Origin of the sequence: Citrobacter sp. TBCS-14, from assembly GCF_005280805.1 — a bacterium.
In the GTDB taxonomy this organism is placed as follows: domain Bacteria; phylum Pseudomonadota; class Gammaproteobacteria; order Enterobacterales; family Enterobacteriaceae; genus Citrobacter; species Citrobacter gillenii.
The window spans coordinates 138022-163633 of record NZ_SZWM01001345.1 but is presented as its reverse complement, the minus strand read 5'-3'; the positions used below and the strand labels follow the sequence as shown (position 1 = coordinate 163633).

General features: G+C 52.6%; 28 protein-coding genes. 4 read left to right on the top strand and 24 right to left on the bottom strand.

From position 1 onward, the window contains the following. Positions 1-104 precede the first annotated feature (104 nt). From FDX22_RS28560 to FDX22_RS28550, 3 genes are all read left to right on the top strand, one after another. Entirely contained in the window at positions 105-1706 is a 1602-nt protein-coding gene (locus FDX22_RS28560) for an SAVED domain-containing protein (RefSeq protein ID WP_186805489.1), read from the top strand. An 841-nt stretch (positions 1707-2547) separates the two neighbouring features. Next, positions 2548-2832: a DUF1778 domain-containing protein gene (locus FDX22_RS28555; protein ID WP_146718125.1), complete on the top strand. Its 285-nt coding sequence runs from the start codon at positions 2548-2550 to the stop codon at positions 2830-2832. Between the two features lie 259 nt (positions 2833-3091). Further along, a complete protein-coding gene (locus tag FDX22_RS28550; RefSeq protein WP_146718124.1) occupies positions 3092-3640 on the top strand; it encodes a 3'-5' exonuclease in 549 nt (182 codons plus the stop codon). Between the two features lie 104 nt (positions 3641-3744). On the opposite strand, the gene FDX22_RS28545 is transcribed toward FDX22_RS28550, so the two are convergent. The 5 genes from FDX22_RS28545 to FDX22_RS28525 all read right to left on the bottom strand — a co-directional run bounded on the left by FDX22_RS28545 (position 3745) and on the right by FDX22_RS28525 (position 9029). After that, positions 3745-4845, bottom strand: a complete 1101-nt coding sequence (locus FDX22_RS28545) for an SAVED domain-containing protein (protein WP_146718123.1) — start codon at positions 4843-4845, stop codon at positions 3745-3747. Between the two features lie 39 nt (positions 4846-4884). Further along, the gene (locus FDX22_RS28540; RefSeq protein ID WP_146718122.1) at positions 4885-5412 is read right to left on the bottom strand and encodes a hypothetical protein; all 528 of its coding nucleotides are present in this window, start codon (positions 5410-5412) and stop codon (positions 4885-4887) included. A gap of 6 nt (positions 5413-5418) precedes the next feature. Continuing rightward, positions 5419-6699, bottom strand: coding sequence for a nucleotidyltransferase (locus FDX22_RS28535; protein WP_146718121.1), 1281 nt, complete (start codon positions 6697-6699; stop codon positions 5419-5421). A gap of 985 nt (positions 6700-7684) precedes the next feature. Continuing rightward, a complete protein-coding gene (gene nikR, locus FDX22_RS28530; protein ID WP_096759193.1) occupies positions 7685-8086 on the bottom strand; it encodes a nickel-responsive transcriptional regulator NikR in 402 nt (133 codons plus the stop codon). An 82-nt stretch (positions 8087-8168) separates the two neighbouring features. Beyond that, positions 8169-9029 (bottom strand): LysR family transcriptional regulator, encoded by an 861-nt coding sequence (locus FDX22_RS28525; RefSeq protein WP_146718120.1) that lies wholly within the window; start codon positions 9027-9029, stop codon positions 8169-8171. A gap of 99 nt (positions 9030-9128) precedes the next feature. Between FDX22_RS28525 and FDX22_RS28520 the strand changes: the two genes are divergently transcribed. Beyond that, positions 9129-9635, top strand: a complete 507-nt coding sequence (locus tag FDX22_RS28520) for a phenolic acid decarboxylase (protein ID WP_137399856.1) — start codon at positions 9129-9131, stop codon at positions 9633-9635. Here the strand turns inward: FDX22_RS28520 and acpT are convergent. The 19 genes from acpT to FDX22_RS28425 all read right to left on the bottom strand — a co-directional run bounded on the left by acpT (position 9627) and on the right by FDX22_RS28425 (position 25353). Continuing rightward, on the bottom strand, positions 9627-10217 hold the full coding sequence (acpT, locus tag FDX22_RS28515) for a 4'-phosphopantetheinyl transferase AcpT (protein WP_146718119.1): 591 nt from the start codon (positions 10215-10217) through the stop codon (positions 9627-9629). The genes FDX22_RS28520 and acpT overlap by 9 nt on opposite strands. A 1-nt stretch (position 10218) precedes the next feature. Beyond that, positions 10219-11448, bottom strand: coding sequence for a beta-ketoacyl-ACP synthase (locus FDX22_RS28510; protein ID WP_135911257.1), 1230 nt, complete (start codon positions 11446-11448; stop codon positions 10219-10221). After that, on the bottom strand, positions 11445-12176 hold the full coding sequence (locus FDX22_RS28505) for a 3-ketoacyl-ACP reductase FabG2 (protein ID WP_146718118.1): 732 nt from the start codon (positions 12174-12176) through the stop codon (positions 11445-11447). The genes FDX22_RS28510 and FDX22_RS28505 overlap by 4 nt, the downstream gene beginning before the upstream one ends. Next, positions 12173-12649 carry a 3-hydroxy-fatty acyl-ACP dehydratase gene (locus tag FDX22_RS28500; RefSeq protein ID WP_146718117.1) on the bottom strand — a complete coding sequence of 159 codons (477 nt, stop codon included), beginning with the start codon at positions 12647-12649 and terminating at the stop codon, positions 12173-12175. Before FDX22_RS28500 ends, FDX22_RS28505 begins: the two co-directional genes overlap by 4 nt. After that, positions 12646-13815 carry a beta-ketoacyl-[acyl-carrier-protein] synthase family protein gene (locus FDX22_RS28495; protein ID WP_146718116.1) on the bottom strand — a complete coding sequence of 390 codons (1170 nt, stop codon included), beginning with the start codon at positions 13813-13815 and terminating at the stop codon, positions 12646-12648. The genes FDX22_RS28500 and FDX22_RS28495 overlap by 4 nt, the downstream gene beginning before the upstream one ends. A gap of 1 nt (position 13816) precedes the next feature. After that, positions 13817-14353 (bottom strand): DUF3261 domain-containing protein, encoded by a 537-nt coding sequence (locus FDX22_RS28490; RefSeq protein WP_117342614.1) that lies wholly within the window; start codon positions 14351-14353, stop codon positions 13817-13819. 130 nt (positions 14354-14483) lie between these two features. Further along, on the bottom strand, positions 14484-16805 hold the full coding sequence (locus FDX22_RS28485; protein WP_146718115.1) for an MMPL family transporter: 2322 nt from the start codon (positions 16803-16805) through the stop codon (positions 14484-14486). Then, positions 16774-17379, bottom strand: coding sequence for an outer membrane lipoprotein carrier protein LolA (locus FDX22_RS28480; protein ID WP_135911262.1), 606 nt, complete (start codon positions 17377-17379; stop codon positions 16774-16776). Before FDX22_RS28480 ends, FDX22_RS28485 begins: the two co-directional genes overlap by 32 nt. Then, complete coding sequence (locus tag FDX22_RS28475; RefSeq protein WP_146718114.1) at positions 17376-17798, bottom strand: thioesterase family protein; 423 nt, start codon at positions 17796-17798, stop codon at positions 17376-17378. The genes FDX22_RS28480 and FDX22_RS28475 overlap by 4 nt, the downstream gene beginning before the upstream one ends. A 2-nt stretch (positions 17799-17800) precedes the next feature. Next, a complete protein-coding gene (locus tag FDX22_RS28470; protein ID WP_146718113.1) occupies positions 17801-19492 on the bottom strand; it encodes a glycosyltransferase in 1692 nt (563 codons plus the stop codon). Continuing rightward, entirely contained in the window at positions 19483-19836 is a 354-nt protein-coding gene (locus FDX22_RS28465; RefSeq protein ID WP_146718112.1) for a beta-hydroxyacyl-ACP dehydratase, read from the bottom strand. Before FDX22_RS28465 ends, FDX22_RS28470 begins: the two co-directional genes overlap by 10 nt. Then, a complete protein-coding gene (locus FDX22_RS28460) occupies positions 19823-21184 on the bottom strand; it encodes an AMP-binding protein (protein ID WP_146718111.1) in 1362 nt (453 codons plus the stop codon). The genes FDX22_RS28465 and FDX22_RS28460 overlap by 14 nt, the downstream gene beginning before the upstream one ends. Beyond that, the gene (locus FDX22_RS28455) at positions 21181-21762 is read right to left on the bottom strand and encodes a hypothetical protein (protein WP_115257257.1); all 582 of its coding nucleotides are present in this window, start codon (positions 21760-21762) and stop codon (positions 21181-21183) included. The genes FDX22_RS28460 and FDX22_RS28455 overlap by 4 nt, the downstream gene beginning before the upstream one ends. A gap of 6 nt (positions 21763-21768) precedes the next feature. Then, a complete protein-coding gene (locus FDX22_RS28450; protein WP_096759208.1) occupies positions 21769-22020 on the bottom strand; it encodes an acyl carrier protein in 252 nt (83 codons plus the stop codon). Positions 22021-22032: 12 nt separating this feature from the next. Next, positions 22033-22290, bottom strand: a complete 258-nt coding sequence (locus FDX22_RS28445; RefSeq protein ID WP_096759209.1) for a phosphopantetheine-binding protein — start codon at positions 22288-22290, stop codon at positions 22033-22035. Further along, complete coding sequence (locus tag FDX22_RS28440; protein WP_146718110.1) at positions 22271-23086, bottom strand: 1-acyl-sn-glycerol-3-phosphate acyltransferase; 816 nt, start codon at positions 23084-23086, stop codon at positions 22271-22273. Before FDX22_RS28440 ends, FDX22_RS28445 begins: the two co-directional genes overlap by 20 nt. Then, on the bottom strand, positions 23083-23805 hold the full coding sequence (locus FDX22_RS28435; RefSeq protein WP_135911267.1) for a beta-ketoacyl synthase chain length factor: 723 nt from the start codon (positions 23803-23805) through the stop codon (positions 23083-23085). The genes FDX22_RS28440 and FDX22_RS28435 overlap by 4 nt, the downstream gene beginning before the upstream one ends. 40 nt (positions 23806-23845) lie before the next feature. Continuing rightward, on the bottom strand, positions 23846-24907 hold the full coding sequence (locus FDX22_RS28430; protein ID WP_146718109.1) for a class I SAM-dependent methyltransferase: 1062 nt from the start codon (positions 24905-24907) through the stop codon (positions 23846-23848). 68 nt (positions 24908-24975) lie between these two features. After that, on the bottom strand, positions 24976-25353 hold the full coding sequence (locus FDX22_RS28425; RefSeq protein WP_135912828.1) for a hypothetical protein: 378 nt from the start codon (positions 25351-25353) through the stop codon (positions 24976-24978). Between the last annotated feature and the right edge of the window lie 259 nt (positions 25354-25612).

Genomic DNA, 25612 nt, shown 5'->3' with positions numbered 1-25612 from the left:
TATAGATTAGCTCTACAAACAGTCAGTTGCATCAGAAAGTTTACAACGGGGCTATCAGGAATACTGATAACTTTTCAAAATTTATTACACGCATGGATGGTTTTATGACGAGTGTTAATGAGTCTATTTTAAACTTGGCGAATCAAGCTCTTCTTCCCCCCCTTGATACCAGTGAAAATGTTGAAAGTTATTTCGAATTTATAAACACGAATATTCAATGGAATGATGTTATTGTTTTGAGTGATGATAATCATCAGAACACACTTATTCTTCTTTTAAAAAATAAATTAATTGTTTGCGCTATGCGTTTCAATTTAGAACAGTCTGAATTTGTAACGGTCATTCAGCGGTTATGTCGGAATGGTAAAGATCTTAAGCTGGCAGTATTACAAGGTAATGTTCTTAGTGAAGCAGATATAGCTGAGTTTACATCGCTTCAGAATGTTCTGGTTAAATGTTGTTTCCAGACAATTAAAGTGACGCTCACTGAAATTAAAAAATTTCTGGCATCTATTGGAAAGCCAGGGGCTAAGGGCAGGGGCCCCAGATTCACTAAAGACACGAAAGAGGCTATCTGGAAAGATAGCCATGGGAGATGTATGTTTACAGGGTGTGGACTGCGCCTTGGTATCGATGAATTGTCTGGTGAGAGGGGAAACTTTAGCTATCTTGCCCATAATGTTGCATCTTCTGAGAATGGGGAACGAGGAATACCTGTTCTTTCTGACAAGCTATCTAATGAAACAAGTAATGTATTGTTATTATGTGATAAACATCATCGACTTGTAGATAAGATTGCTGGTTGTAACTATCCCGCTAGTCGTCTTTCTGATATGCGTGTACAACATTGCCAGTTATCCGAAATATTGCTGGATGGCCTGAGTTACGAGCCTGTAGACGTATACGTTTTGTTGTGGCCTGTGAATACTCAGGTTGTCTCCCCTCCAGGTTCGAGAGATATTGCAGGCTCTCTGGCCACGATGAAGCTACGATCATTATGTTCTCCGAATGTGCTGGATAACGGGGGGGAGAACGTGTTTCAGCGAGTGGAGGCAACTGATGGTCTACTTCCTGCAATTATAGAATCATCTGCACGTCGGATTTTGGATCAGACAAGAAGACATGATTTCAAGGCGGCATTGTTTGTTTTTGGGCCTATGCCAGCGTTAGTTGGCTTGGGAGCATTACTTGGCAACAAAGGACAATTCCTTCCAATGCTTCGGTACAGGGATGGTGGGTGCTGGATGTGGCCGACAGAAGAACCAGTCAGCAAATTCTATTCTGTTGAAGGTAAGGACACACTGGTTGATCATGAAGATTTAGTCATCAGTATTAATTTCACTGCAATATCCAAGACTGTTGAAAATAAAACGCAAGAATTAAAATATCGATTGGGGTGTGGCGTTATTAGCTACACAGCGGATCCTGAATTTATGGGTAATGGTGCAATTCCTCATCCTGTAAATGGCATCGCTTTTTGTGCCCAGTTACAACAGGACATGCATGATTTCAGGCTTAAATATGGTGTTAAACGTGTCCACCTTCTGATTTGTGCATCTAATGCTGCTTCTGTTTTTGTGGGGCAAGCATACGATTTGCATCATCCGGACATGATTGTTTATGATTTTGAAGGTGATAGGATGAAGCCTGTTCTTTTGATTAGTAATAAACCTGATGGTACAAAGTTATTATCGCCTGAGTGTTGAGTAGTTAGAATAAATGCGCCGGAGGTGCATTTATTCTAAAGATATATAAAACTGCCCGAAGATCCTGCTCCATTCAGAAACAGAATTAAGGTATGATATTCAATATCCAGACTAGAGGTTATTTTGATGACAACTCACGATATTACAGAATATAATCTTTTATCCGCTATCTCTGTTACGCCCCTACATTCGTGAGAGCATCACAATTGCTCAGTAGGGTACATCTCGTGCTTAGGTGGGAATACAGGTGGGATAACCATAGCGCATTTACCGCCCCCACCGTGTGAGCGGGGGAGTATAAAACGATGCCCCTGTCGCGGTAGCTATCTCAAGGGTTATATTCTAATTACGCTTGGATCATGGACATTATCCCTGATGCGCTATTTGACGGGTGGGGGGTATTTCTGCTGGGGGTTAGCGATTTGTACACCGCTAATGTCAGGTGATTAATGTGGCTAGTATAAAGCATCTGCGTTCAATAGACGTCACAGTAATGCTGAACAGCATCGCCCTCAGGTGTCCTTTGTTACAGTGATTGAAAATTGATAAATGCTCTGAATTTACAGGAAAATACTGCAAAAATAGGTATGTGAAAGTGGTATCTGCATTGACTTCTCCCGACAGTGAAAACAGACGGATAACGGCCATGGCTGAGTGTTCAATGTCAGACCGCGGTATGGGATTGAGGACCTCATTTTATTTAGCCAAGAAATTTGCGATTATTCCTGATGATAATTGGAGAATATTCGTGATCAAAATCACAGTTCAACATTACTAACTAACTAATATATATAATATTAGGGGAAGATCAATAGCAATTTTTTGCTATGTGGGGGGGGATATGAAAAATACTGTTTGCAGACCCAACCGTGATAAAAGAATTAGCATGCGTGTAACCGAAGAAGAATGCGCAGTTATCGACTATGCTGCTACTTTGGTGAGCAAGAATCGAAGCGCTTTTATCATTGATAATGCAGTGCATGAGGCACAAAACATCATCCTTACTCAAAGCATTATCCACCTTGATGATGCTCACTATCAGGAGTTTATTGAACAACTTGAAGCCCCATTGCAAAATGTAGAAGGGCGTAAACGCTTAATGAATCTTAAACCTGATTGGAAATAATCATCATCCCATTGCAAAGGTGGTCGAAGAATAAATTTTTTAGGCTTTCGGCTATGAAAATGAAGTACTGAGCTCTCTGGAATCGTTCATTGATGTATTCGCATCTTTAACTAAATAAAATTTCATATAAGTCCGTACATACCGTAAATTGTCAGGAGAAGGATGAGCTTCTACCCCCATTAATTAATACATCCGCGAGATTAGTAAGCGTCAGCAGCATGATGATATCCTATCCTTATGAATAATCTGAGGTTAATGTATGGAAAGTGAAGAACTTTATATTTCAGTTGATATTGAAACATCAGGCCCCGTCCCGGGTGAGTTTAGTCTTCTATCCGTGGGTGCTTGCTTGGTACAGGACCCTACAAAATCGATTTATATAGAGATACAGCCTGAGAGTTCTCGACACGAACCTGAAGCACTGGCAGTTACAGGTTTGAGTCTGGAGCATCTGGAACAATATGGACTTCCCCCTATAAAAGCAATGGAGTGCTTTTATGAATGGATCAACTCGCTAAAAAAACCAGAAGTGAAAGTAATTTTCGTTGGATTGAATGCTCCTTTTGACTGGTCGTTTATCAATTATTATTTCCATAAATACCTTGGAGAAAACCCGTTTGGATTTACTGCAATTGATATCAAGGCTTATTACATGGGGTTAACAGGGTGTTCCTGGTCCGAAACCAAATCCTCACGCATGGCCGAGAGGCTTAGCCCCATTAGCCACCCCAGCCATAATGCTTTGGATGACGCAAGGTTTCAGGCTGAATTGTTCTCATTGATGATTGAAATGCAGAAAAGAAACTAAGCACATGAACATAAAATGTCATACATAATGAATATGTAACAGCTTGTACCATATTCCTAAATTAATGTAGCGGTACAAGCCTATACGGGATACCACCCGATCTCTTAATCTTTCGGTTGTGTACGCATGATAAACCCACTGTTTTCATGCCTGTGTGACAGGCCATAAATACCCCACGGATAGGGGTTTGGGTTTGATTGTTCGAACTGGTACACAATGATATCGCCCATGTTCCTGTTATCATAACGCCGTCCAAAATTAAGGACGACGCTACTCTGCGCCGACAATATCAGATGCACAGTACGGATACCCCGGCTGGAAAGAGTTTTAACTTTTTCTGCAAATTCCAGTGAGAGGCGACGTTGCTTTGCCAGAGACCAGTGATTATTGAATGTATTATTTTCCAGATACAGATGCTTGATGCCCTGACCGGGAAAGCTCTTGGCAACTTGCTCAATGTCCACTCTGTATGAACAAGAGACAGCTAGCACTATCTCGTCTGAATTTGATTCACAGATGGTTTCGTGAACAAAGCTTTCTCCGTCATCTATATTGTTCGCAGAAATGTATTTCCATTCCTCATCTTTTCGGTCCCAATCAAATACAGTGACATCCCCTTTATCATCCAGAACATTTCCAAGGAAAAAGGTAAATGGTACGGGGAGAAAACCGCCATAAGCAACCTGTACCATATCCGGTTCAGCTTTAGACAAACTCTGTGTAATATTGTCCTTTGCGGGCAATATCTGCCGCTGGAAAGTAATTTCAGGCTCAATAACAACCCCATCGCGTATGCGTTGGGTAATATCTATATCTTGTGGCTGAATTATTCCTTGCAGCACTTTCCGCACAACCTTCTCTAGACCAGTACCTGTTGTAGTCCTCAAACCATTACCAGTAACAAGTATGATGCGTTTGCGAGAGTTTTGCTTGATCGTCTGAAATTCACCGATTGATATAAAAACCAGACCTGCAAGGGCGAGTATCACCCCAATGATTGGCACAATGTAATCACTAACCACATTACCGTCTGCTGTGCCAATAGATAGCGCCTCCCCGCGAAAAGTCCCGGTCAACACGAAGTTCCATACATTCGGTCCTACCGCAAGGGCCGCCCCTGTCGCCATCATAATTACGCCTGGGCGCTTTTGACGGGTCAGATAATCGATAATTTTGGAAAGCTGGTGCTTCCAGAATTCATTCATGTTTTGTCCTGTTACCGTGTGATTGTGCCTGAATGCAGGCTAAAATTTTCTTCGGTCTCGTGGGGCAGTTACCTGGCGCGAGATTTCTTCATAATAGATCCCATCATCACTGTCATTTGGATGTGCACCACCACCTTCCCATTTCCCAGAATGTAGCCACTGTTCAAAGTAAAACAACCACAGTGAAGCCCAGGGAAGGATTGTTTCACTCAACTGGTACTGTGGCAGCCATTCGGCAAATTTATCAGGATGCCTTTCTTTTGGTAAATAAAGGCACAGTTGCGTGATTTTCGAAGATGATGGGGAAGCATATGTATGAGGGATCCTCTTACCTCCAGATAGTTGTTTCAGTTCCGGAGAAATCACGAAACAACGCGGAGCAGAAGGAGGGGCGTACTCCAGTCGGACTTTATATCCACGACTGAACGGGATAGGTCTGAGTATCCCTTCCCAAACAAGTTTCTTGTTTTTCCCTGTGATCGTACACTGGCCATCAGGAAATCGGGCGCAAAGCCCATGATAATGCTCAACCAGAGTAAGGTGTCGATGAGGCTTGAATACATTCATCCGAGCTCAATCCCCAAAGAAAGTGTTCTTTGGCACGACCACCGGTGATGCAGCCTCTTCACCATAAAACGTGTTTGCTGGTACCCGCCGGGCAGCGACGGATGTACTTACAGCTCCCGCTGACAGTGCCCCGGTAAAGGGTAATACGTTCAAGCTATTTTGGCTCCGGGCTGCGTTGATCCCTTCCAGCATAGCTTTACGCACTGTTTTAACTGGTCTTTCACCGAAATATTTACTCAAATTATCAAGCAGTTCATCTTCACCTTCGGAAGCTGCGATCTCATTGATGCTTTCTATTGCAGCCTCATGCCACTGGATAAAGTTACTTTTGAGCTTTTTGCCTTTACCACTTTCCGCGATATTCCATTTCTCTGCAAAGTTCTCTGCGGGCATACCTGGGTTAGAGACGTGATAATTCCCATCTCTGAAATCAATAAAGTCCGGCATTAGGTCGAGCACATCAAGGATTACGTCGAAATCAGTATCGTAAACCTTTTCCTGGTCGCAGATGAGGTTATATGCGTGTGCTGAAAGTGTCGTAATGATCGCCGAGATAGGTTTGAACTCAACACAATCTTCCCCCTGGTTAGCGGCCCAGACATCGCGATGGCGCTTGAAAATCTGCACTATACGGTTCAACAACTTCTTGTGATTATGATTGGGCAGCGGCCTGACTGACGCCGATTTAGCGAAACTTTCGCTGGCAGACTCAAGCATTAAAAATAAGGGCGACTTCTCTGTAATGGTGTCAAACCATGTTGCATAGCCTGCTGGGTTGGATTCTTTCCAGTTCCTGAGTCGGGAGTCAGGTACCCAGAGAGGGTGAGTTTTTTCAGATGGGTTATTACTCCAGTCAATCCCGGGAGTGATGTCCAAATGATAATCGCCCGCATACATGATGCGATAGCCTCTGGGAAGCGGGTAAAGCATTTTACGGTAGGTTTCATGATTGTTCAGGCGCTCGTAAACGGCGTCGAGTACTTGTGCCCAGCCGGTAGTTTTACGGGCATTTGGCAAATAACACAGCAGGTCAACGTCATACTGTTCACTGCCCTTAGGCTTGACAGTAGTGTTAAGTCTGACGCTGCCTTGTGAATAAATTATGGCCCCTTCAAGAATAGGATTGTCACCTTCAGAAAGGTACTTTCCGACTGCATGGTAGGCACTTTTAATGTGCTTATGTTGTGTCTCTGTCAGATCCAATGAATCCACGATGCAATCCAGAAAATCACCAACATATTGTTTTTTTTCTTTACTAACTCGTAAAGCTGAACCGGAATTGCGCATGTAGGATACCCCTGCCTTGGATTCAATATAATGTGCTTCATTTGACTTTATGTGCATACATGTTGTGTTTCACATGTCTATAGTGACTATCATAGTAAGGAAAAAAAACTGATCAAGGCTTGAAATTTAGCTTATTCAGAGCTCCAGATTTTGCATAAAGCGCAGAGCCACATCTGGTAAGACCTGAGCCTATTGTCAATGCAAAATAAATATTTTTTCGAGGTAGTAAATGGTAAGTTTTGTGAGCGATCGTTCGGCGGAAATTGATTGAAATCAGTGCTTATGTGGCAGTTGCAATTTCTTTTGGAGGTTGATTCTGACCAGAAATGCTTTCATCATTAATCATGCAGTGTACGAGGCACAGAACCTCATCTTTGGCTCTATGTGTAATGTCTCTTGATAGCACTTGCTATCAGGAACTACTTGATGCCCCAGTTACAAAATATAGAAGGGCATATACGCTTAACGAATGTGAAACCTGAATGGAAATAACCATCGCCAGAATAGTTCCTATCATCCCCCAGAAGGAGGAGTGTATTCAGTTATAATTCCCTCAAAATCATGCCACACCAACCCTGCTAGAGTTCGCATTAACTTCCATCAAAGCCGATACGGGGTCAGCTCAGGCAGGATTTCTACAGACCCACGACAATACATAACATCACTGGCGTTGCCATTTTTTCTGAGGATATCCCCTTGGGGGACTAAAGTTTGAACAGGCTGTCACCCTATCTTGGCTGAATGAAGGTGAGCCAAATATCTTCAGTTTCATTCATATAACCTGCAATCAGCTATGAGATATTAAAACCTAAACAAAACAGTTTGTTATGTTGTTTAGTGGTATAACTACCACCGTTTTCACAATTAGTGGCATAACTTTTTTATCACATTACAAGTGTCCGGGGAGTGACGGTGAAGGTAAACCGTATAACGTTTTAATATTACGCGTCATCTGATGTAGTCGTGGCCAGCAACGTAATAGACGTCACTCTTCTTTCGGCAGGCACTGCAAATGGCCGTGGCGCACGCCGCGTTGGGAGATAACGTCATCGGCAAAATGCTGAACATCGCCCATATCGCCTTTCAGCACAGCGATTTCCAGGCAGTCGTCATGGTTGATGTGCACGTGCAGTGTGGCGACCGACAAGTCGTGGTGGTGATGCTGGGTCGAGACAATACGGCTGGCTAAGTCACGTTTCTCATGTTCATAAACATAGGAGAGCACCGCAAAGCCCTGGGTGCCATGCTCTTGCGTGCTTTCCTGGGACAGCGCGCCGCGCAAAATGTCGCGGATGGCTTCGGAACGGTTGTTATAACCCCGGCGCTGGCTCAGGCTGTCCAGCGTTTCCAGTAAATCGTCATCAAGAGTAATAGTGACTCGTTGCATCTAAAGTTAACCTTTTATGTGGCGTACAGGGCATGCGGAAATAGCGTATTTTGTAACACACGTGTGGCATCTGGGGAAAAGGTTAATGCGCTCGCAATAAACGCAGCAGGGTGCTTACCTGCTCATCCAGCGGCGCTAGCGTCTCTTTGACGATCAGATGCAACGGTGTGGCACGGCGAGCGCCGTGACTTAACGGCAGCGGACGTAATAGCCCCTGCTCAAGCTGCGCTTGAATGCGCTCCTCGGGCAACCAGCCGTAACCGACCTGATACAGTACCGCATCAATAGCGGCATCAATGGTAGAGAAGGTCCAGGCGTCGCGAACCGCCTGCTGTGGGTTGTCGCGATCGGCAATACGTATCAGCGGCCAGGCGCGTAAGGCGTCTTCATCCAGCGGCGTATCCTGCGTGCAGAGCGGGTGATCGCGGTGGGCAACGGCCACGAAATCAATATTCATCAACCATTCACCGCGTCCGGTGACATCCTGACGCCGGGTCAGAACCATCACGTCCGCATCGGCATGTGCCGCCAGCCGATCGTCAGCATTCTCCAGCACTTCAGTCAGACGCACCTGCGTCTGCGGCCACGCCTGCTGGAACTGCTTGAGGATCGCGAACAGGCGTTTGCGTGGGAAGATGCTATCTACCATCAAATCCAGTCGTGTTCGCGTGCCATCGCGTAAAGTCGCCGCCCGGGTTTCCACCCATGAAAAAGCCTTCAATAGCGGTTTGACCTGATTGAGCAGTACCTCGCCTGCCGGAGTTAATACAGCTCTGCGGCCTTCCGGCGTCAGTAGCGTAACACCGAGCCGCTCCTGTAACAGTGCAAGATTGTAGCTCACCGAAGACTGACTACGGTTGGTCTCTTCCGCTGCTTTAGTAAAGCTACCCAGCTCCACCACTTTTTCCAGCAGGGCCCACTGCTCCAGGGTTGTCTTATGCATAACTCATCTAAAAATTGAATGAATATGATGTAAACATAGCGTTATTCATCCAATTTTTGAAGCGTTAAGATCGCCCCATCAACTGAGAGGAGAACGCATATGAGCGCTTTTGATAAACATGATTTGAGCGGGTTTGTCGGCAAACATCTGGTCTATACCTACGATAATGGCTGGAATTACGAGATCTACGTGAAAAATGACACCACGCTGGATTACCGTATTCACAGCGGTATTGTGGCTAACCGTTGGGTGAAAGATCAGCGGGCGTACATTGTGCGAGTTGGGGAGAGCGTTTATAAAATTTCATGGACCGAACCGACCGGAACCGACGTCAGCTTGATCGTAAATCTGGGTGACAAACTTTTCCACGGCACCATCTTCTTTCCACGCTGGGTGATCAACAATCCGGAGAAAACGGTCTGCTTCCAGAATGACCATGTTCCGCTGATGATGTCGTATCGTGATGCGGGCCCGGCGTATCCAACCGAGGTGATTGATGAGTTCGCGACCATTACCTTCGTGCGTGACTGCGGGGCGAATAATGACAGCGTTATTGCCTGTGCTGCCAGCGAATTGCCGGATAACTTCCCGGAAAATTTACGCTAAGGTATCCAGTCTCTGCACGGCGTCGGCGGTCAATGTAAACGGCGTTGGCGTACACACGGCCAGGCTCAGGGTATCGAGCTGGCACTGACTGACAGAGAGTGAGGACGTCAGGGTGGTGCTGTCGACGCTGACAATTTGCCAGGCGCTGCCGCCACGTTGCTTAACGATGGCCTCTTTGCGCGTCCAGATGCGCCAGAACGCCGCCAGCTGGTGGTCCGGGCGTTCAGCTTCGACTTCGGCATGTTCCCCAAGGCTGAATACTGTATTTGCCAGCGTCCGCCAGTTATCACGGGGGCGCACGACTTCAATATCGCAGCCGACTTCCCCTTCATCACTGAGCAGCAGGGCGATGTCATCCCCGCTGTGGCTGAGATTAAACCACAGCGGCGTGTCGCCTGAGAATGCCGGTTTTCCCTGCTCACCATAGACAATGTCAGGCAGTGGTGACAAGGCATGGGAAAGCAGCACGCGGCCAGCCAGCCAGCGCGTGCGGCGCGCACCTTGCGGCGCCTGTTCATACAACGCGCGAGGCAGGGTGCCAGCGCTTAAAACAGAAACTTTCCCAACAACGATCCGGTACATATCAGGGCCAACGTTTGATGATAATAGAAGTATTTATGCCGCCAAACGCAAAGTTATTGCTCTGCAGGAACTCACAATCAATCTTGCGGGCTTCACCCATAATGTAATCCAGCGCGCCACAGTTGGCATCAGGCTGGCTTAAATTTAGCGTAGGCGCAAACCAGCCTTCGCGCATCATTTGCAAACTCATCCAGGCTTCCAGCGCCCCACAGGCGCCAAGGGTATGGCCAAAATAACTTTTGAGCGAGGACAGCGGCACATTATCACCGTAAATGGCGGCGGTTGCCTGACTTTCTGCAATATCACCTCGATCGGTCGCCGTGCCGTGGGCTGAAATATAACCGATATCCCGCGCGCGTAAGCCCGCCATTTTCAGCGACTGCTCCATGCAAATCTGCATCGTCTCGCGCTGCGGCTGGGTGATATGCGCCGCATCGCAGTTGGTAGCAAAACCGACAATCTCACCGTAAATTGTCGCGCCGCGCGCTTTGGCGTGCTCAAGCTCTTCCAGAATCAACGTGCCTGCGCCTTCGCCAATTACCAGCCCGTCGCGATGTTCATCAAACGGCGAGGGCGTGGTTTTTGGTTCGTCGTTGCGCTGGCTGGTGGCGAACAGGGTATCAAACACCGCCGCTTCCGACGGACACAGCTCTTCCGCGCCGCCGGCGACCATCACCGTTTGGTAGCCGTGACGAATGGCTTCCCATGCGTAGCCAATCGCCTGGCTGCCGGAGGTGCAGGCGCTGGAGGTGGGGATCACTCGCCCACGCAGGCCGAAGAATAATCCGGTGTTGACGGCGGTGGTGTGCGGCATCATCTGCACGTAGGTGGTGCCGGTTATATTGTTGGTGTGCTTCTCGGTCAGCATGGTGGCGAACTCGCTCACCGGACCGGTGCTGCCGGTTGACGAGCCGTAGGCAATCCCAGTTTCACCGTTGGTCAGCACCGCATCGCCAATCAGCCCGGCCTGCTCCAGCGCCAGTTCGGTCGCGCGGGTGGACATCAGCGACACGCGACCCATAGAGCGAATACGCTTGCGGGTATAGTGCTCCGGTGGGGTGAAATCATCGACCGGCGCGCCCAGCAGCGTGTGCAGCCCGTCATAAACCTGCCACTCCGGCATTTTGCGCACCGCGTTTTCATACGCCAGTAGCCTGGCGGAGACATCCTGCCAGTTTTCCCCAAAGGCGGTGACGCCGCCCATCCCTGTAATGACCACGCGACGCGTCATAGCATCCCTCCATTGATAGAAATCACCTGGCGGGTGACGTAACCCGCGATATCCGACATTAAATAGCTGGCAAGCCCGGCCACTTCATCGGCCTGGCCCATCCGTTTCATCGGGATCATCGACATCGCCTCTTTCAGCGCGGCCTCTTCCATTTCGATCATCCCGGTATCAATCAGCCCCGGCGCGATGCAGTTGACGGTAATTTTGCGTTTTGCCAGCTCAATCGCCAGCGCTTTTGTCGCTCCAATAATCCCCGCCTTGGCGGCGCTGTAGTTGACCTGACCGCGATTGCCCATCACGCCGGAAACCGACGATAAGGTAATGATGCGCCCACCCAGGCGGGCGCTAATCATCGGCATCATGCACGGCTGGATGACGTTGTAGAAGCTGTCGAGGTTGGTGTGGATCACCGCATCCCAGTCGTTGTCGCTGAGCGCCGGGAAGGCCGCATCACGGGTAATACCGGCGTTACTGACGATGCCGTACCACGCACCGTGCGCGTCGTTATCTTGCTCCAGCACTTCACGGCACTGCTCACGGTTGGCGACGTCAAAGGCCAGCAGACGCCCCGTGCCTCCAGCAGCGAGGATTGCATCCAACGTCTCCTGGGCACCTTGCGCATCGCGATGATAGTGAACGCCGACCACAAAGCCGTCCGCCGCCAGCTGGCGGGCGATGGCGCGACCAATGCCCTTGCTGGCGCCGGTAACCAAAACTGAACGACTCATGCGGACGCTCCTTGTTGAAATAGGGTGTTAAGTTCTTCCGCTGTCGGCTGGAAGGTGTTGACGCGACCGCTTGCCAGCAGCTCTTCACCGGCCTGAACGGTGCATTCAAAGCTGCCAAAACGTGCATCTTGCATCAGTAGCGTGACGCTAATATCCAGCGTCAGGCCGCCGGGCAATATTCCCGCCGCGCAGACTAATTCACGTGCGCCGAGCACCATGCCTAAGGAGATGCTGGCCTGGCCCGCCTGATGACGGTGCCAGCCGGACCAGACGCCAACGGTTTGCGCCATTAGTTCAAGGGCGAACCAACCGGGTAGATTGCCCTCGGCATCGAGAAACGGAGCCAGTACGCCGTCGGGCGATACCATGACGCGGCAGGTGGCGGAGTCGTCCGTCACGCTGAGCACTTCTTCAAGCAGTAGCATCGGCGCGTCGTGCGGCAGATAGTCGCCGGGTGCTAAATAGCGGCTCATGAATTTCTCCCTAGCAGGATACTGGCGTTATTGCCGCCAAAGGCAAAGGAGTTTGACAGGATGACCGGGTGCGGTAGCGGCTGCATTTGTTCGATGATCCCACAGGCAGGCAGCGTTTCATCGCGTGGCGAGGAGCCAAAATCCTGCGGTGGCAGCGCCAGGTCACGCTGTAAAATCAGCATGCTGATGGCAGCTTCGGTGATCCCCGCAGCACCTAGCGTGTGTCCGGTCAGATGTTTAGTCGAACTGCACGGGACGCTTTCGCCAAATAGCGTGTTCACTACGTTAGCCTCAATTTTGTCGTTCAGCGGCGTGGCGGTGCCGTGCAGATTGATGTAGCCCACCTGCTCTGGCGTCATCCCCGCGTCGTTAAGCGCCTGCGTAATGGCGCGGATCGCCCCTTCGCCCTGCGGATGCGGGGCCGAAATATGGTACGCATCGCTGGATTCGCCAACGCCCAGCAGCGCAATCGGCTGCGGTTCGCGGGTCAGCAGCATCAGCGCCGCGCCTTCACCGATGGTAATCCCGCAGCGGTCGCGACCAAATGGCTGGCATAACGTTGGCGAGAGTGATTCCAGGCTGTGGAAACCGTTGATGGGCATCCGGCTTAGCGTGTCCGCCCCGCCGACAATCGCCACGTCCGCCAGCCCGGATTCAATCAGGCGGCGTCCGCTCATGATCGCGCGGGCGCTGGAGGAGCAGGCGGTAGAGAGCGTAAACGCCGGGCCGTCCAATGCCAGCCAGTGGCTGAGAAAGCGCGACGGGTCGCCCAGCTCCTGCTGCGGGTACTGCCAGGCGCTGCTCGCTTTGCCGTTGAGCGTGAGATCAACATGCACGTCGCCTTCGTCCAGTCCGGAGGTGCTGGTGCCGAGCACCACGGCAACGCGGTCGCGACCAAACTGCGCAATGGCGTCATCTACCTGCGGCTGGATTTGCGCCAGTGCCGCCAGCAGCAGCTGATTATTGCGCGAACGGTGAGCGCTAAATTCATCGGGGATCGTCGGCAGTTCACCGTCAACGCCGGCTAACACCGCATGCGGATGGCCCTGAAGCCAGCCGGTGCGCGGGCGCATACCGGGGGCCACGCCGCGCGTCAGGTTGGCGGCAATCTCATCGAGGTTGTTGCCCAACGCGTTAATCATGCCAACCGCAGAAATGTAGATCATCTCAGTCACCCAGATATTGAATGGTGATGTGGTATTTAAACACGTGCTGTTCGATGCTGATGGGCTCGCGCTTGCCTTTGCGGTTCAGGTAGGTGATTTCTGTGACCAGCTTGCCGCGGGCGTTGCGCAGCTCGCGCTTGTCGCCGATATCGGTAAGCGTCCAGCCCTTCGGCAGCTGCGGCTGCCAGGCGCTAATCGGCCAGTGGCTGAGCATCACGTCGGCCAGAACCTGGCTGGCGGGCGGCAGTTGCGGCACCACAATCGACTGTTCGGCATGCAGCCCTTTTTCATCGTAAGTGACGAGGAACAGGCGGATACCGACAGAGGAGAGGCCTGCCAGGGTGAGTTTTTTATCATCGGCGTTAAGCATCACCAGCAGCGACTGGGTTTTGCCGTTAAAGCTGCCGGTGAGGAGCTGCTGGGAACTGACCGCCGGAGAGATCCCCGGCGCGGGTAGCGTCACGCGTGCGCCCGGCTCCAGCCACGCCTGTGGTCGGCCTTCTTGTTCGGGCTGTGAGTGGCTGCAACCGGCCAGCATCAGCGTGGCGACGAGCAGGCCCCGCCGGATGGCGCTGCGCTTATCCGGCCTACAATTGATGTGCTGACGTAGGCCGGATAAGGCAATGCCGCCATCCGGCAAAAGCCCACTCAACCAACGAAATATCAGTTTACTCATCGTCTTTTTTTCTCTTTTTCACTGGCATCGCCAGCGGTGACAGCAGGAAGGCGGTGAAAATGCCGCTCACCAGCACGATACCAAAGCTGCTGATAGCCTGGGTGGCACTGAAAACCAGCATGCCGAGGGTCAGCAGCGTGGTCAGCATCGCCAGCGTAATCGCTAAAAATGAGGTTAACGGTGTGCCGCGCGGATTGCTGAAAAACAGCGTGTAGTTAATGCCGATGCCGAGTACCAGCACCAGCGCCAGCAGCGAGAACAGATTGACTGCATGGCCGCTGAGCGCCAGCACCGCCAGACCGCAGCCTAGCGATAATACCGATGGCACGAGACTGATTAGCCCTTTGCGCCAGCCAAGCCGCACCATCGCGCCGCAGGCAATCACTGCCAGCGCAACCAATAGCAGGCCGGTCAGAATATGGCGATACAGCGCGAACAGTTCGTCAAAGCTGCTTTTACGATCTACCCACGCGACGCCGGTGTATTGGGTACTGAGGGTGTTTAATGCAGCGCTGTCTTTCACCCCTTCAACCGGTACCAGCACGCCGCTTTCGCCATTGGCCAGGGTCAGCCACAGTAGCCGCCAGCCTTCGCTGGCCGGGCTGGCAAGCCAGGCATCGACCGTTACCGGCATGGCGTTAAGTTCGGCATTTACCGTCGCCAGTCCGGCGTTGTTCAGGGCTTTAGTGACGGCTGGTGCAGCGTTTTTCAGCAGGCTGAGATCCTGTTGCTGGCGGGCGAGTGAATTCAGCGGAATAGTGCGATACCCGCCAAGCCATCCCTCTTTTTTCGCCTGCTCCAGCGCAGCAGTAAAGGCTTCCAGCCGTTCCAGCGTTTGCTGTACAGATTGGCCGTACACCACAAACCACTTCTGATCGACACTCTGCCCGGTCAGCGCGGTAATCGCTTTTTCCTGTGCCAAAATATCCTGCGGCAGCGCCTGAAGCTGCGAGATATCATCGTCCACGCGCAGTGTGGCAAGACCCGCCAGCGAGAACAGGGCCAGCGCCACCGGCAAGCCGACGGAAAGCTTTTTATTGCGTCGCCATGCGGCAAGCCAGCGTAGCATCAGTACCATCGCCGGAACCGGGCGCACCGGCAGCCCACGACACAGCCACGGGTGCCAGAAAATCACCGTCAGGCAGGAAGCGCTCAGGCCCACCGCCGCGAATACCGCCATCTGACGAATGCCGGGGAAGGGCGCGAGCATCATAATCAGATACGCCGCCACGGTGGTAAGCAGCGCCAGCAGCAGGGCATTGCGCACTTTGCTGAGGCTTTGCCACGGTGAGGTTTCTGCGCCGTGCACCATCCGCTCGGTCAGATAGTAGAGCGTGTAGTCGGCGGAGATCCCGATGATGCTCATGCTCATCACCAGCGTCATCAGGTGCAGCTCGCCAAAAATCAGCAACGTGATGACGGTGCCTGCCAGCGCGCCAATGCCGATCGAAATCAGACACAGCAGCAGCGGGCGCAGGGAGCGGAACACCGCCACAATCAGCAAAATCACCCCAAGCAGGGTGGCGACACCGAGGGTCGAAACATCCCGCTTTGCCTGCTGGCTGGCGTAATCGCTGTAGAACATGGTCCCGCGAGACAACAGCTGCGCCTGCGGATATTGCGCCTTGAGTTCACCTTCCAGCGTATTCAGCGTGGTGACCAGCTGGTGCGTCTGCTGCATGTCAAACGACGAACCGGCCAACTCGCCGTGCAGCAGGTACCAGTAGTTGCCCTGATCATCCTGAGCCACCAGCCAGCCGTCCATCAGCCGCAGGCGCTGGCCGTTTTTGGCCATTGCCAACTGCGAGCCGCGCATCAGCATCAGCGGGTCGTTTTGCAGCTCTTTGCCGCTGACACCGGAAAAAGCAGAGTAGAGCTGGGAAAGTATCCATTGCGCCTGCGCTTCACCGCCGTTTTGTAGGCGGGCGCGGGTGTCGCTATCGATCAGGCCGTTGCGGTGCTGCCAGAAGAAAGCGCCCCATGCCTGCTGGCTGTCGGCGTCCATCGGGCCTTTGACCTCAGCCAGCGCCTGCGATTTCTGTAATAGCGACAACCAGCTGCGGGCAACCTGCGGGTCGGCTTTTTTCCCGGGGCTTACCAGCCAGACCAGTTGCCGGTCAAGGCGCTGCATAAAGCCGTCGTTGAGGCTCGGCGGGATCGCCCCCAACGTCTGCTTGGGCAGCATTGCCAGCACGCTGCTGTTAAGCCGTGCCTGAGGCAACAGCGTCAGCAACACGCCCAATAGGATCAGGCAGGCGATTCCCCACAGCAGCGCGGGACGTTTACTGGGCGGCAAAGCGTTGGCGTTCATCATCAGTCAGCTGTGCGGGCGTCAGTTGGTGTTGGGAAAGCGTGATGTCGGTGCGATCGCCCTGCTTATCGTTCAGTTGAATGCTCTCCAGATAAGTTTTTCCGGCTAAATCAATGGTCGCGAAAATCTTATCCAGCGGCGTGGTGATCGGCGTCAGGCGCAGCGTCCAGCGGCCTTCACCTTTGTCGGCAAACGCCACGCGGAAGTTCTGTTCCAGCACGTTACGATCCGCCTGGAACAGTGCGCGCAGCAGATGGTTGAACTGGAACATCTGCGGGTTGTTCTCAGCGGTGAGGGTTTGCGGCGGCTGGCCGTTGATCACCTGCACCATCCGTTTGTCATCGAGCAGCAGCTGCATCGGGAATGGGGACGTTTGATCCCACAGCAATCCCTGGTCGCGGGCGATCAACATGTTGCCCTGCGATCGCAGCGGCTGCGGCAGATCCTTGATGGTGCGGGTTTGATCGAAGTGGGCGCGAACGACCGGCTGTTCGGTAAAGCGCTGTTGCAGATCATCCAGCGTCAGAGCGCTGACCCATGGGCTGATAAGCAGCGCCAGCAGCGGTAAAAATCTCATGGCGTGACCCCCATACGTTCGAACAGGATAGCCGGGCTGACGAAGCACAGTTCGCGGCTGTTCTCTTCTACCGCCACCTGGATGGTATAGCCGGTAGTCGCGCGTTTGCCGGTTTCGGCATCGAAAATTTCGTAACCAATGCGCAGACGGTTTTCGAACTCCTCAAGGCGGGCGCGTACGCGAATGCGCTGCTCAAAGGTCAGAGGGTTGCGGTACTTGACGCGGGTATCGACCACCGGCCACAGATAGCCCGATTCTTTCATTTGCCGATAGCCATAATCGAACTGGTTAAGCAGCGCCTCGCGGGCAATTTCGAAATAGCGGAAATAGTTGCCGTGCCACGCCACGCCCATCATATCGACGTCGTGGAACGGAATGGTCAGCTCGACTTCAGCCGTAAAGCGGGGATCGTTAAGCACCCTTACTCCTTGTCTTTGGTATCCGGCAGCTGCCAGAAATCGAAAAAGTTAAACCAGTCGAGCGGCGACTGTAGCGCGTAGTGCTCCAGACGCTCGGCGTAGCGATCGATGGCTTGCTGTAACGCGTTTTGCCGTTCGGCGCGTGGCAACAGTAGCGGGTCGGCGAAAGGCTCGCAGTGAATACGCAGTTTCCCCTGTTGTCGCAGGGCGAAAATCAGATCCACCGGGCAGCGTAAAATAGAGGCGAGAATAAAGGGTCCCTGCGGGAAGGGGGCCGCTTGCCCCATAAAGCGGCTCCAGCAGACGCGCCATTCGCCGCCGCGTTGCGGGTTGACTGCAATACGATCGCCGACGATGGCAATCCACTCGCCGCGATCCAGCTTCTCTTTAAGCAGGATCGCGGTATCCGGGCCAATATCGGTCACCGGCAGTAGGTTCAGCCCGGCCTGCGGGGCCATCTCTTGCATAATTTGCTTAAAGCGCTGGGCATTGTCGCTAAACACCAGCGCGTTGATGGTTTTGCTGGCCTGTAATTGCGCCAGCGCGCGACAGGCTTCCACATCGCCCAGATGCGAGGCCAGCAGCAGCTTGCCGCGTGGTGAGCTAACGTTGAGCGTCTCTTCAGCACCTGGGGCAAAGATCACATCGCGGCCTAACCGCAGTTCGCCACGCCAGCTGGCAATTTTATCGAGCATCGCATCGCCAAAACGCAGGAAGTGCTGATAGCTGGTGAGCGATGGCGGCAGCGGTATCTGGCGTGCGGTTAGCTGTTCGCGCACGCGGGCAATCCAGCGTTGGGAGGACTGGCGGGCGGTGGTTGCCGTCAGACAGTAAACGCCGACCACCGGGTAGAGCAGCAGGGAGAATGCTTTGCGCCCCAGTAAGCGCCAGACCAGTAGCATCAGGCGCATCCCCCATAATCCCTTTACTTCCTGCTGGCGCGCCCAGTGTGGCGATGCGCGGCGAAAAAGCAGCGACGGGATGCGCGGCAACATGCCAAAAAACAGGCGCGTGTGCATCCGTGAAATGCGCAGGTTGTCTTTGAGGGCATCGAAATGAGAGAGACCGTCCAGCGGATAGGTGACGCGGGTGGGGACAAAATAGCTGGTGTTGCCTTGCCAGTAGAGGCGCACCATTACTTCGGTATCAAAATCCATTCGCTTGCCGAGGGTCACGCGCTGCGCCAGCTGTAGCGTCGGTGCTACCGGATAAACCCGAAAGCCGCACATGCTGTCTTTGAGCTGGAGCGAGAGCGTTTCAATCCACACCCAGACGTGGGTCACCCAGCGTCCGTACAGGCGCGAGCGGGGAATTGAGTCGTCATAAATAGGCTGCCCGGAAATCAACGCTGTTGGGTGAAGCTCCGCCAGTGCAAGCAGCTTCGGGATATCTTCAATGGCATGCTGCCCGTCGGCGTCTACCTGCACCGCGTGGCTGAATCCGGCTTCTGCCGCTGCCTGCATACCGCTAAGCACCGCCGCGCCTTTGCCTGCGTTTTCAGGCAGACGAACTAAGGTCAGTTGGGGATGAGCTACTGCCAGGCGAGCAAGTTCATCCCGCGTGGTGGTGTCGCTGCCGTCATCCACCACAATGCAGGGCAGGCCAAACGGCTGCAAACGTGCCAGCACGCTGGCCATCATTGCGCCATGGTTGTAGCAGGGGATCAGCACGCAGGGAGAAAACGTTAACGGCATAACCGGATCTTCCCGCTGCTGGCGGTATGGCGCGCTTCGCCGTCGTGGCGCTGGTAGCTGAAGGTTAGTATCTGGCGCTCTTCTTGCCAGTCCAGGGCTAGCGTGACGGTGTTCTCCGGTAACAGCGGAGCCTGAAATTTCACGTTCTGAATGCTGTGAAAGCGCCAGCTGGGGGCGAGCAGCGTGGTGGCATAATGCATCACCCAGTCGATCTGTGCCACGCCGGGCAGCAGTGGCTGCACGGTAAAATGTCCGCAGAACCAGAATAGAGAAGGGTCGAGATGCAAAACAATCTCCACCTGCTGAGGTTGTGCCTGATGACGCTCAATTTCATGGGGTTTCATGGAATAACTCCTGTAATTGCGCATAGACACGCTTGTTCATACTGTTCACCGGGATTTCGTCAATCACCCGCCAGTAGCGGGGAACAGCAACCGGCTCCAGCCATGGGCGCAGCGCGCGCCGCCAGCTCAGCTCTTGTGGTTTCCCTCCGCGCTGATACCAGCGTTGACGCGTTTCGTTATCCAGAACCAGCAGGACGCCAACGCCCTGGCGTCCGCCGCGTGAGACAGGCATAGCAGCAACGTCGCAAATGCCGTCCAGTGCCAGCAGACGGCGCTCTACTTCGCTTAGCGAAATACGCTTTTCTTCAATTTTGACCACCCGGCCCCGCCGTCCCATCAGGCGGAACTGACCGTTTTCTGCAAAATGCAGAATATCGTCGAGCAACAGGCCATCATCAGCAGCAATCAGCGGGGAAAATACGCGAAACGCGTCATTTTCTGACCGGAATCTGATGTCGGGGAAGGGCTGCCATGCCACATCATCCTGCTGGCGATAACGCCAGGCGAGGATGCCGGTTTCAGTGCTGCCGTAGATCTCATCAGGCCAGACGTTTAGCCAGTCTGCTGTCTGCGTGACGTCCTGCCAGGGCAGCATACCGCCCGCTGACAGAACCATCCGGACCGGCGGCGCGGCAAGCTGGTGGTCGAGGCGTTTCAGAAACGCCGGGCTGCTGATAAACACATACTGATGCTCATGGCCCAACGCCGCCAGTTGTTCGGCGTACCAGAGCATTGCCGCGTGTAGCGGCAAGCCCAAGGACATCGGCAGGAAGATACGAAATGTCAGGCCGTACAGATGCTGTGGCAACACTGATGCCACCACCCGACAACCTGTTAAACGGTCGGCAAAGCGCGCGGCGAGCAACGCCGCTTCGTTATCGAGACGCCCGATCGGTTTAACGACCCGCTTCGGCTGGCCGGTAGAGCCGGAGGTGAAGAGTTCCACAAAGGCGTCGCTGCGGATGGGGGGAAACGTCACGTCGTCTGTGGCGGCCGTCATGGCAGACTGGACAACCTGTAGCGGACCCTGCCAGTTCAGCGGTTTATCGCTCAATACGCCGTCAAACAGCGCATGCTGCTCGTTCAATAATGAAACGCGACAATGGCCCGGGATCACCGGCGTTTTGCCAGCATGGAGCGTTGCCAGCAGTGCCACGATAAACAGATAGCTGTCCTCAAAGCACAGTGCCCAGCGTTCACCCTCCTGCTGCTGCAGGTACGTTATCAACAGGGCAACATCGTGGCGTAGATGGCCGAGTGTCCAGGTCGCGTCTTCTAACCACGCAACGGGTACGTCGGATGGACGTGGAGCGCTGAGCCACTCAGAGAGTGGAAGGGGCTGCTTCATGGGTTATCTCGTTTTATCACCTGGCGGCGCACCAGCCACTCTCCTGCCATCAGTGTTCCCATCAGCAGGTAGGAGAGCATGCCGTTCCACACCGTCCACAGGGACATATCGCCATACAGCGCGGTACCGAGCGCAATGCTGCCATTGAGGATGAAAAAGGCACACCAGATTTGCGTGACGCGGCGCGTGTAGCGCACGCCTGCTGCGGGTAGATTGGGATCGCGCAGCCGTGCCAGGCGTTCGACAACCGGCATGGTAGACCAGAGTGAGCCACCAAAGACTGCCAGCATGACCCCGTTGACCACCACCGGATAAAACAGCAGCAACTGGTGCGTTTTGAGCAGATAGCTGGTAACGCAAAGCGTGATGCCCGCTACCGCCACTATCTGCGTCACGACGCGCAACGGTCCCGCCTGTCGCCGGGTCTGGCGAAAGCGTACAAACAGCAGCAATGCCATCAGCGGTAGCAGCCAGTGCAGGCCGTTATGTGCCAGGCCAAACCAGATTAAAAATGGCCAGGCCAACAGCAGTAAGCCTGTCAGCAGTTGTACGACTGGCAGCGAACGCGCGCCCGACACGATGCGTTATGCTTCTTTGAGCAGGCGTTCTACCGCATCGACGACATCCTGCACAGTCCGCACCGCTTTAAATTCCTCCGGCTTGATTTTCTTGCCGGTTTTCTTTTGCAGATGCACGATCATGTCAACAGCGTCAATGCTGTCCAGTTCCAGATCGTCGTACAGGCGCGCCTCGGGCTTAATGTCCTGTGGGTCGACTTCAAACAGCTTAACCAGCAGCGCGGAGACTTCTTCGTAAATGGCTTTTTGTTCAGTCATAACGGACTTTCCTCAGGCACGTTGCGCGTGAATGAAAGATGCCAGCGTGGCGACGGAGAAGAAGTGCTGGCGCATCTCTTCGCTCTCAGCCGAGAGAACCACGCCATACTCATTTTTCACCGCCAGGCCTAACTCCAGGGCGTCGATGGAGTCCAGCCCTAAGCCATCGCCAAAGAGTGCTGCGTCGGTTTCAATATCGTCAGCAGTAAGTTCGTCGAGATTCAATGTCGTTATAATGAGATTTTTGATTTCAAGATAAAGCGCTTGCATCATTAATTCCTGAAAGAGGTAACGTACCTGGTTGTAATTGAAGCAAAAGATGCCGGTTCAACTGCCTTGCGGCCAGCGCCGGTTCTTGTGAATTTGCATCGTAAAATTGGTCGATTTTTACCCGTGCGCGGACGGAAATGGTAAACACGGGTTTAGCCGGTGGAATGTCATACCATTTGCTTTGCTTATCAAGCATTTGCTCGCTGCAGCTAATCGTGACTATGCGTAAGTCGCTGTGGCAGCGCACGGCGATATTTGCCGCACCACGCTGGAGCGTCATTTCCTCACCGGGACGCGTGCGTGTCCCCTCGGGGAAAATCAATATTGTATCGCCTTGTTCCAGCCGCTGCTGACAGGCGGGCAACAGTGCATCAGCCTGGCTGTTAATCAGATAATCCGCCGCCCGGACTACGCCGCCGAGGAACGGATTCTTCAGGAGCGCGCTTTTCACCAGACAGTCTGTTTCTGCCATGACCGAAGCCAGTAGCACATAGTCGATGAGCGTCGGATGGTTGGCGACGACCAGACATCCTCGTTCCTTGAGCAAAACGTCACGCCCTTCAATGTGGTAATCCAGCACGCCAAGCCCCTTCGTCACCGTTAAAAAGAGACGAAAACTGGCGGCTATGCTGCGTCTGGCAATGCGCCGACGTCTGGAATTATTCCATACTGTGATTAACAATACGTTAAACCAGATAGTGGAAAGAAGCAGTCCGCCGATGCCAAACAGGGCGAAGCATAAACCGGTCATCACCAGTCGCCATGCCCGGTTAAGGGTCTGGAACACCGCGCTCATCCCTGACTCCATTGCCACTGTACGCGTTCACCCGTCAGCGTAAACGCCGGGGTATCTCGCAGATAGTGTTGTAAAAACAGCAGGCTTTGCGGCAACGTGGACTCGCCGTGGTCGCGGTATGGGCGGGTTTCACACCGCCACTGACTACCTGGTTCAATAACCAACGCGACGGCAAATGGCCAGGTCGGCATGTCAGCAGGCAGCCGCGGGTGATAAAACTCAGGCAGGAAACCATCGAAATCGACCATTAACACCCGCTGATATCCCGCCTGTAGCAGGCCCATCACTTCGCATAACCCTTGCTGGAACGTGTCTTTGCCTGCTGAGAGCGAGGAGGAGACGATCGGTTTTTTTGCGGCGATGGTCAGGTTGCCGACGGCGGAGTTATGCACGGACAGGGCGAAATCGGTCGGAGAGATCGGCTGCTCTGTCGCTAATGCGTGCAGGATGCGGTAGTTACGTTCCAGTTCACCGTGACGACTGGTATAGAGGACGGCATCGATCGCATGGCGACGGAGCATTGCCAGCCCGCACTCGACGGCCAGCTTGCTACCCGAACTGAGGCGGCGAGCGGTCATCATCGGTAATTCACTGAGCTTTCCCTGTGGCGCGGCTGGATCGATGGTGTGCGAAAGCCGTGACCATTCATGCCACTGTGCCGCTTCGCTTAATCCTGGAGCTTTTGCCTGCCAGTCGGTAATGTTTAATGCAAATTTCATCAACGCGCGTCCGCGATAAATCGGTTATTCCAGTTGTTTGTTATTTTTTCTTCTGGCATATCAATAAAGTATGCCCAATACCCAGGTTATCGTGGCGTTCATCTACCTGAAAACCTGCCTGTTTCAGATAGTGATAAAACTTCTCTACGCTGTAGAAACGACTGTTGCCGTTCGCCATACAGGTAAAATAAAGCGAAGACGCATTCAGGCTAAATGAGGCCGCTTCAAATTTCTGCGCATCCCAGAACAGTTCCATAATGCAGAGTTTGGCACCGGGTTTCATTACGCCGGCAATCTTGCTCAGCATGGCGATAATTTGCTCCGGGGAAAAACAGTCCAGGAATTGACTCATCCACCAGATATCAGCCTCTGCGGGTAAAGGCGAGTCACTAAGCATATCCACAGCATGGAACTTTATGCGATGAGATAATCCTGCATTTTCGATATTTTCACGGGCCAGCGCAATTTGTTGTGGTAAATCTAATAACGTGACGGCGATATTGTCATCATGCTGACAACAACGTAATGCCCATTTTCCGGTATTTCCGCCGACATCGTACAGGGTTGCATGGGCATTAGCGAATACATACGGTAATGCCGCGTCAAATGCCCCGTCTGAATAGTAATGATCAAAAGCAAACCAACTTTCACGCGCCGCCAGCGGTAATTGCGACAGGGCGGGATAAATGGTTGGCCAGTCGCCAAATATTTTTAATCCGGCGGGTTTACCTTCTTTCAGCGCATTTTCCAGATAGAACAGCCCCTGATAGCAAACATCCTGAGTGAAATCCATGTTCACTCTGGTCATCGTGTCATGTAAAAGAAAATGACCGATTTTGGCGAGGTAATAATATCCCTCTTTGTGGGTAATGATGCGCCCACTTAATCCCATATCCAGCAATATGCTGGCGGCATATTCGTTGATGGTGCTGTTTTCGGTAATTTCGTCGAGCGTAGTGCCGCGTTTACCTTGCTTATCCAGCCAGGTCAGTACTCCCGCATTTCGCAGGCACAACGCGGTTTGAAAAAGCATAGGGGCAAATGCGATACGTTGTGCTTCAGTAATAGCATCCAGTGCGCTGAGCGAGTCCTGTTCGTACATGTGGGAACAACCTGTTGAGTGGCAGATAGTGAGGTTATCGGGCCTTATCGGCCCGACTTTAGGCATAATTACAGATTGGCACCGGCTGCCAGATTGACCTGAATGTCTTTGTCCAGATTGCGCACCCAACGGTTATAGTTTTTATGAATTTTTCCGCCTGAAGCCTGCAGGTTAAGACTGCTGTCATATTTGATGTCGTAGCTGGTCGCGGTGTAGGTGATACGGACTTCTGCCACGTGATCGCGTGTCTGTTGACGAGCTTTGATCACCCCCGGGTTAATTTCCGTCATGATCCACTGGCGTTGAATGCCGGCTTTTAGAATGGCGTTTTTAACCTGGTCCTGAGTGTGCCCCGCGCTAACGCTTGAGTGAACTTGATCGATCGGCGCAGTACGCGCACAGCCTGCCAGCGCGCCGACAACCGCAATAGCGGCAAACCACTTAATATACTGTTTCATTAAAACTCCCTATCACGGTATTTTTATACGATTGAAATAATAAGTGATGAAATTATTCTCGCCTTTCATCATCTGTATCTTTATTTAAGCTAAATTAGACTTGTATTCCACATGACAGATAACACGGTGCTGGTGGCATGATTTCTTAATATTTAATGGTTTTCTTCAGTTGAAAATTTTGCAGCAACATGATTGGTGCGAAGTATACGTTATCAAGCTAAGCGCATCAATTTAAATGGTTTTTAAA

What these genes read in the sequence shown, in the direction of transcription:
- FDX22_RS28560 (WP_186805489.1), top strand. Translation starts at nt 105, where the DNA reads ATGACGAGTGTTAATGAGTCTATTTTAAACTTGGCGAATCAAGCTCTT.
- FDX22_RS28555 (WP_146718125.1), top strand. Translation starts at nt 2,548, where the DNA reads ATGAAAAATACTGTTTGCAGACCCAACCGTGATAAAAGAATTAGCATG.
- FDX22_RS28550 (WP_146718124.1), top strand. Translation starts at nt 3,092, where the DNA reads ATGGAAAGTGAAGAACTTTATATTTCAGTTGATATTGAAACATCAGGC.
- FDX22_RS28545 (WP_146718123.1), bottom strand. Translation starts at nt 4,845, where the DNA reads ATGAATGAATTCTGGAAGCACCAGCTTTCCAAAATTATCGATTATCTG.
- FDX22_RS28540 (WP_146718122.1), bottom strand. Translation starts at nt 5,412, where the DNA reads ATGAATGTATTCAAGCCTCATCGACACCTTACTCTGGTTGAGCATTAT.
- FDX22_RS28535 (WP_146718121.1), bottom strand. Translation starts at nt 6,699, where the DNA reads ATGCGCAATTCCGGTTCAGCTTTACGAGTTAGTAAAGAAAAAAAACAA.
- nikR (WP_096759193.1), bottom strand. Translation starts at nt 8,086, where the DNA reads ATGCAACGAGTCACTATTACTCTTGATGACGATTTACTGGAAACGCTG.
- FDX22_RS28525 (WP_146718120.1), bottom strand. Translation starts at nt 9,029, where the DNA reads ATGCATAAGACAACCCTGGAGCAGTGGGCCCTGCTGGAAAAAGTGGTG.
- FDX22_RS28520 (WP_137399856.1), top strand. Translation starts at nt 9,129, where the DNA reads ATGAGCGCTTTTGATAAACATGATTTGAGCGGGTTTGTCGGCAAACAT.
- acpT (WP_146718119.1), bottom strand. Translation starts at nt 10,217, where the DNA reads ATGTACCGGATCGTTGTTGGGAAAGTTTCTGTTTTAAGCGCTGGCACC.
- FDX22_RS28510 (WP_135911257.1), bottom strand. Translation starts at nt 11,448, where the DNA reads ATGACGCGTCGCGTGGTCATTACAGGGATGGGCGGCGTCACCGCCTTT.
- FDX22_RS28505 (WP_146718118.1), bottom strand. Translation starts at nt 12,176, where the DNA reads ATGAGTCGTTCAGTTTTGGTTACCGGCGCCAGCAAGGGCATTGGTCGC.
- FDX22_RS28500 (WP_146718117.1), bottom strand. Translation starts at nt 12,649, where the DNA reads ATGAGCCGCTATTTAGCACCCGGCGACTATCTGCCGCACGACGCGCCG.
- FDX22_RS28495 (WP_146718116.1), bottom strand. Translation starts at nt 13,815, where the DNA reads ATGATCTACATTTCTGCGGTTGGCATGATTAACGCGTTGGGCAACAAC.
- FDX22_RS28490 (WP_117342614.1), bottom strand. Translation starts at nt 14,353, where the DNA reads ATGCTGGCCGGTTGCAGCCACTCACAGCCCGAACAAGAAGGCCGACCA.
- FDX22_RS28485 (WP_146718115.1), bottom strand. Translation starts at nt 16,805, where the DNA reads ATGATGAACGCCAACGCTTTGCCGCCCAGTAAACGTCCCGCGCTGCTG.
- FDX22_RS28480 (WP_135911262.1), bottom strand. Translation starts at nt 17,379, where the DNA reads ATGAGATTTTTACCGCTGCTGGCGCTGCTTATCAGCCCATGGGTCAGC.
- FDX22_RS28470 (WP_146718113.1), bottom strand. Translation starts at nt 19,492, where the DNA reads ATGCCGTTAACGTTTTCTCCCTGCGTGCTGATCCCCTGCTACAACCAT.
- FDX22_RS28465 (WP_146718112.1), bottom strand. Translation starts at nt 19,836, where the DNA reads ATGAAACCCCATGAAATTGAGCGTCATCAGGCACAACCTCAGCAGGTG.
- FDX22_RS28460 (WP_146718111.1), bottom strand. Translation starts at nt 21,184, where the DNA reads ATGAAGCAGCCCCTTCCACTCTCTGAGTGGCTCAGCGCTCCACGTCCA.
- FDX22_RS28450 (WP_096759208.1), bottom strand. Translation starts at nt 22,020, where the DNA reads ATGACTGAACAAAAAGCCATTTACGAAGAAGTCTCCGCGCTGCTGGTT.
- FDX22_RS28445 (WP_096759209.1), bottom strand. Translation starts at nt 22,290, where the DNA reads ATGCAAGCGCTTTATCTTGAAATCAAAAATCTCATTATAACGACATTG.
- FDX22_RS28440 (WP_146718110.1), bottom strand. Translation starts at nt 23,086, where the DNA reads ATGAGCGCGGTGTTCCAGACCCTTAACCGGGCATGGCGACTGGTGATG.
- FDX22_RS28435 (WP_135911267.1), bottom strand. Translation starts at nt 23,805, where the DNA reads ATGAAATTTGCATTAAACATTACCGACTGGCAGGCAAAAGCTCCAGGA.
- FDX22_RS28430 (WP_146718109.1), bottom strand. Translation starts at nt 24,907, where the DNA reads ATGTACGAACAGGACTCGCTCAGCGCACTGGATGCTATTACTGAAGCA.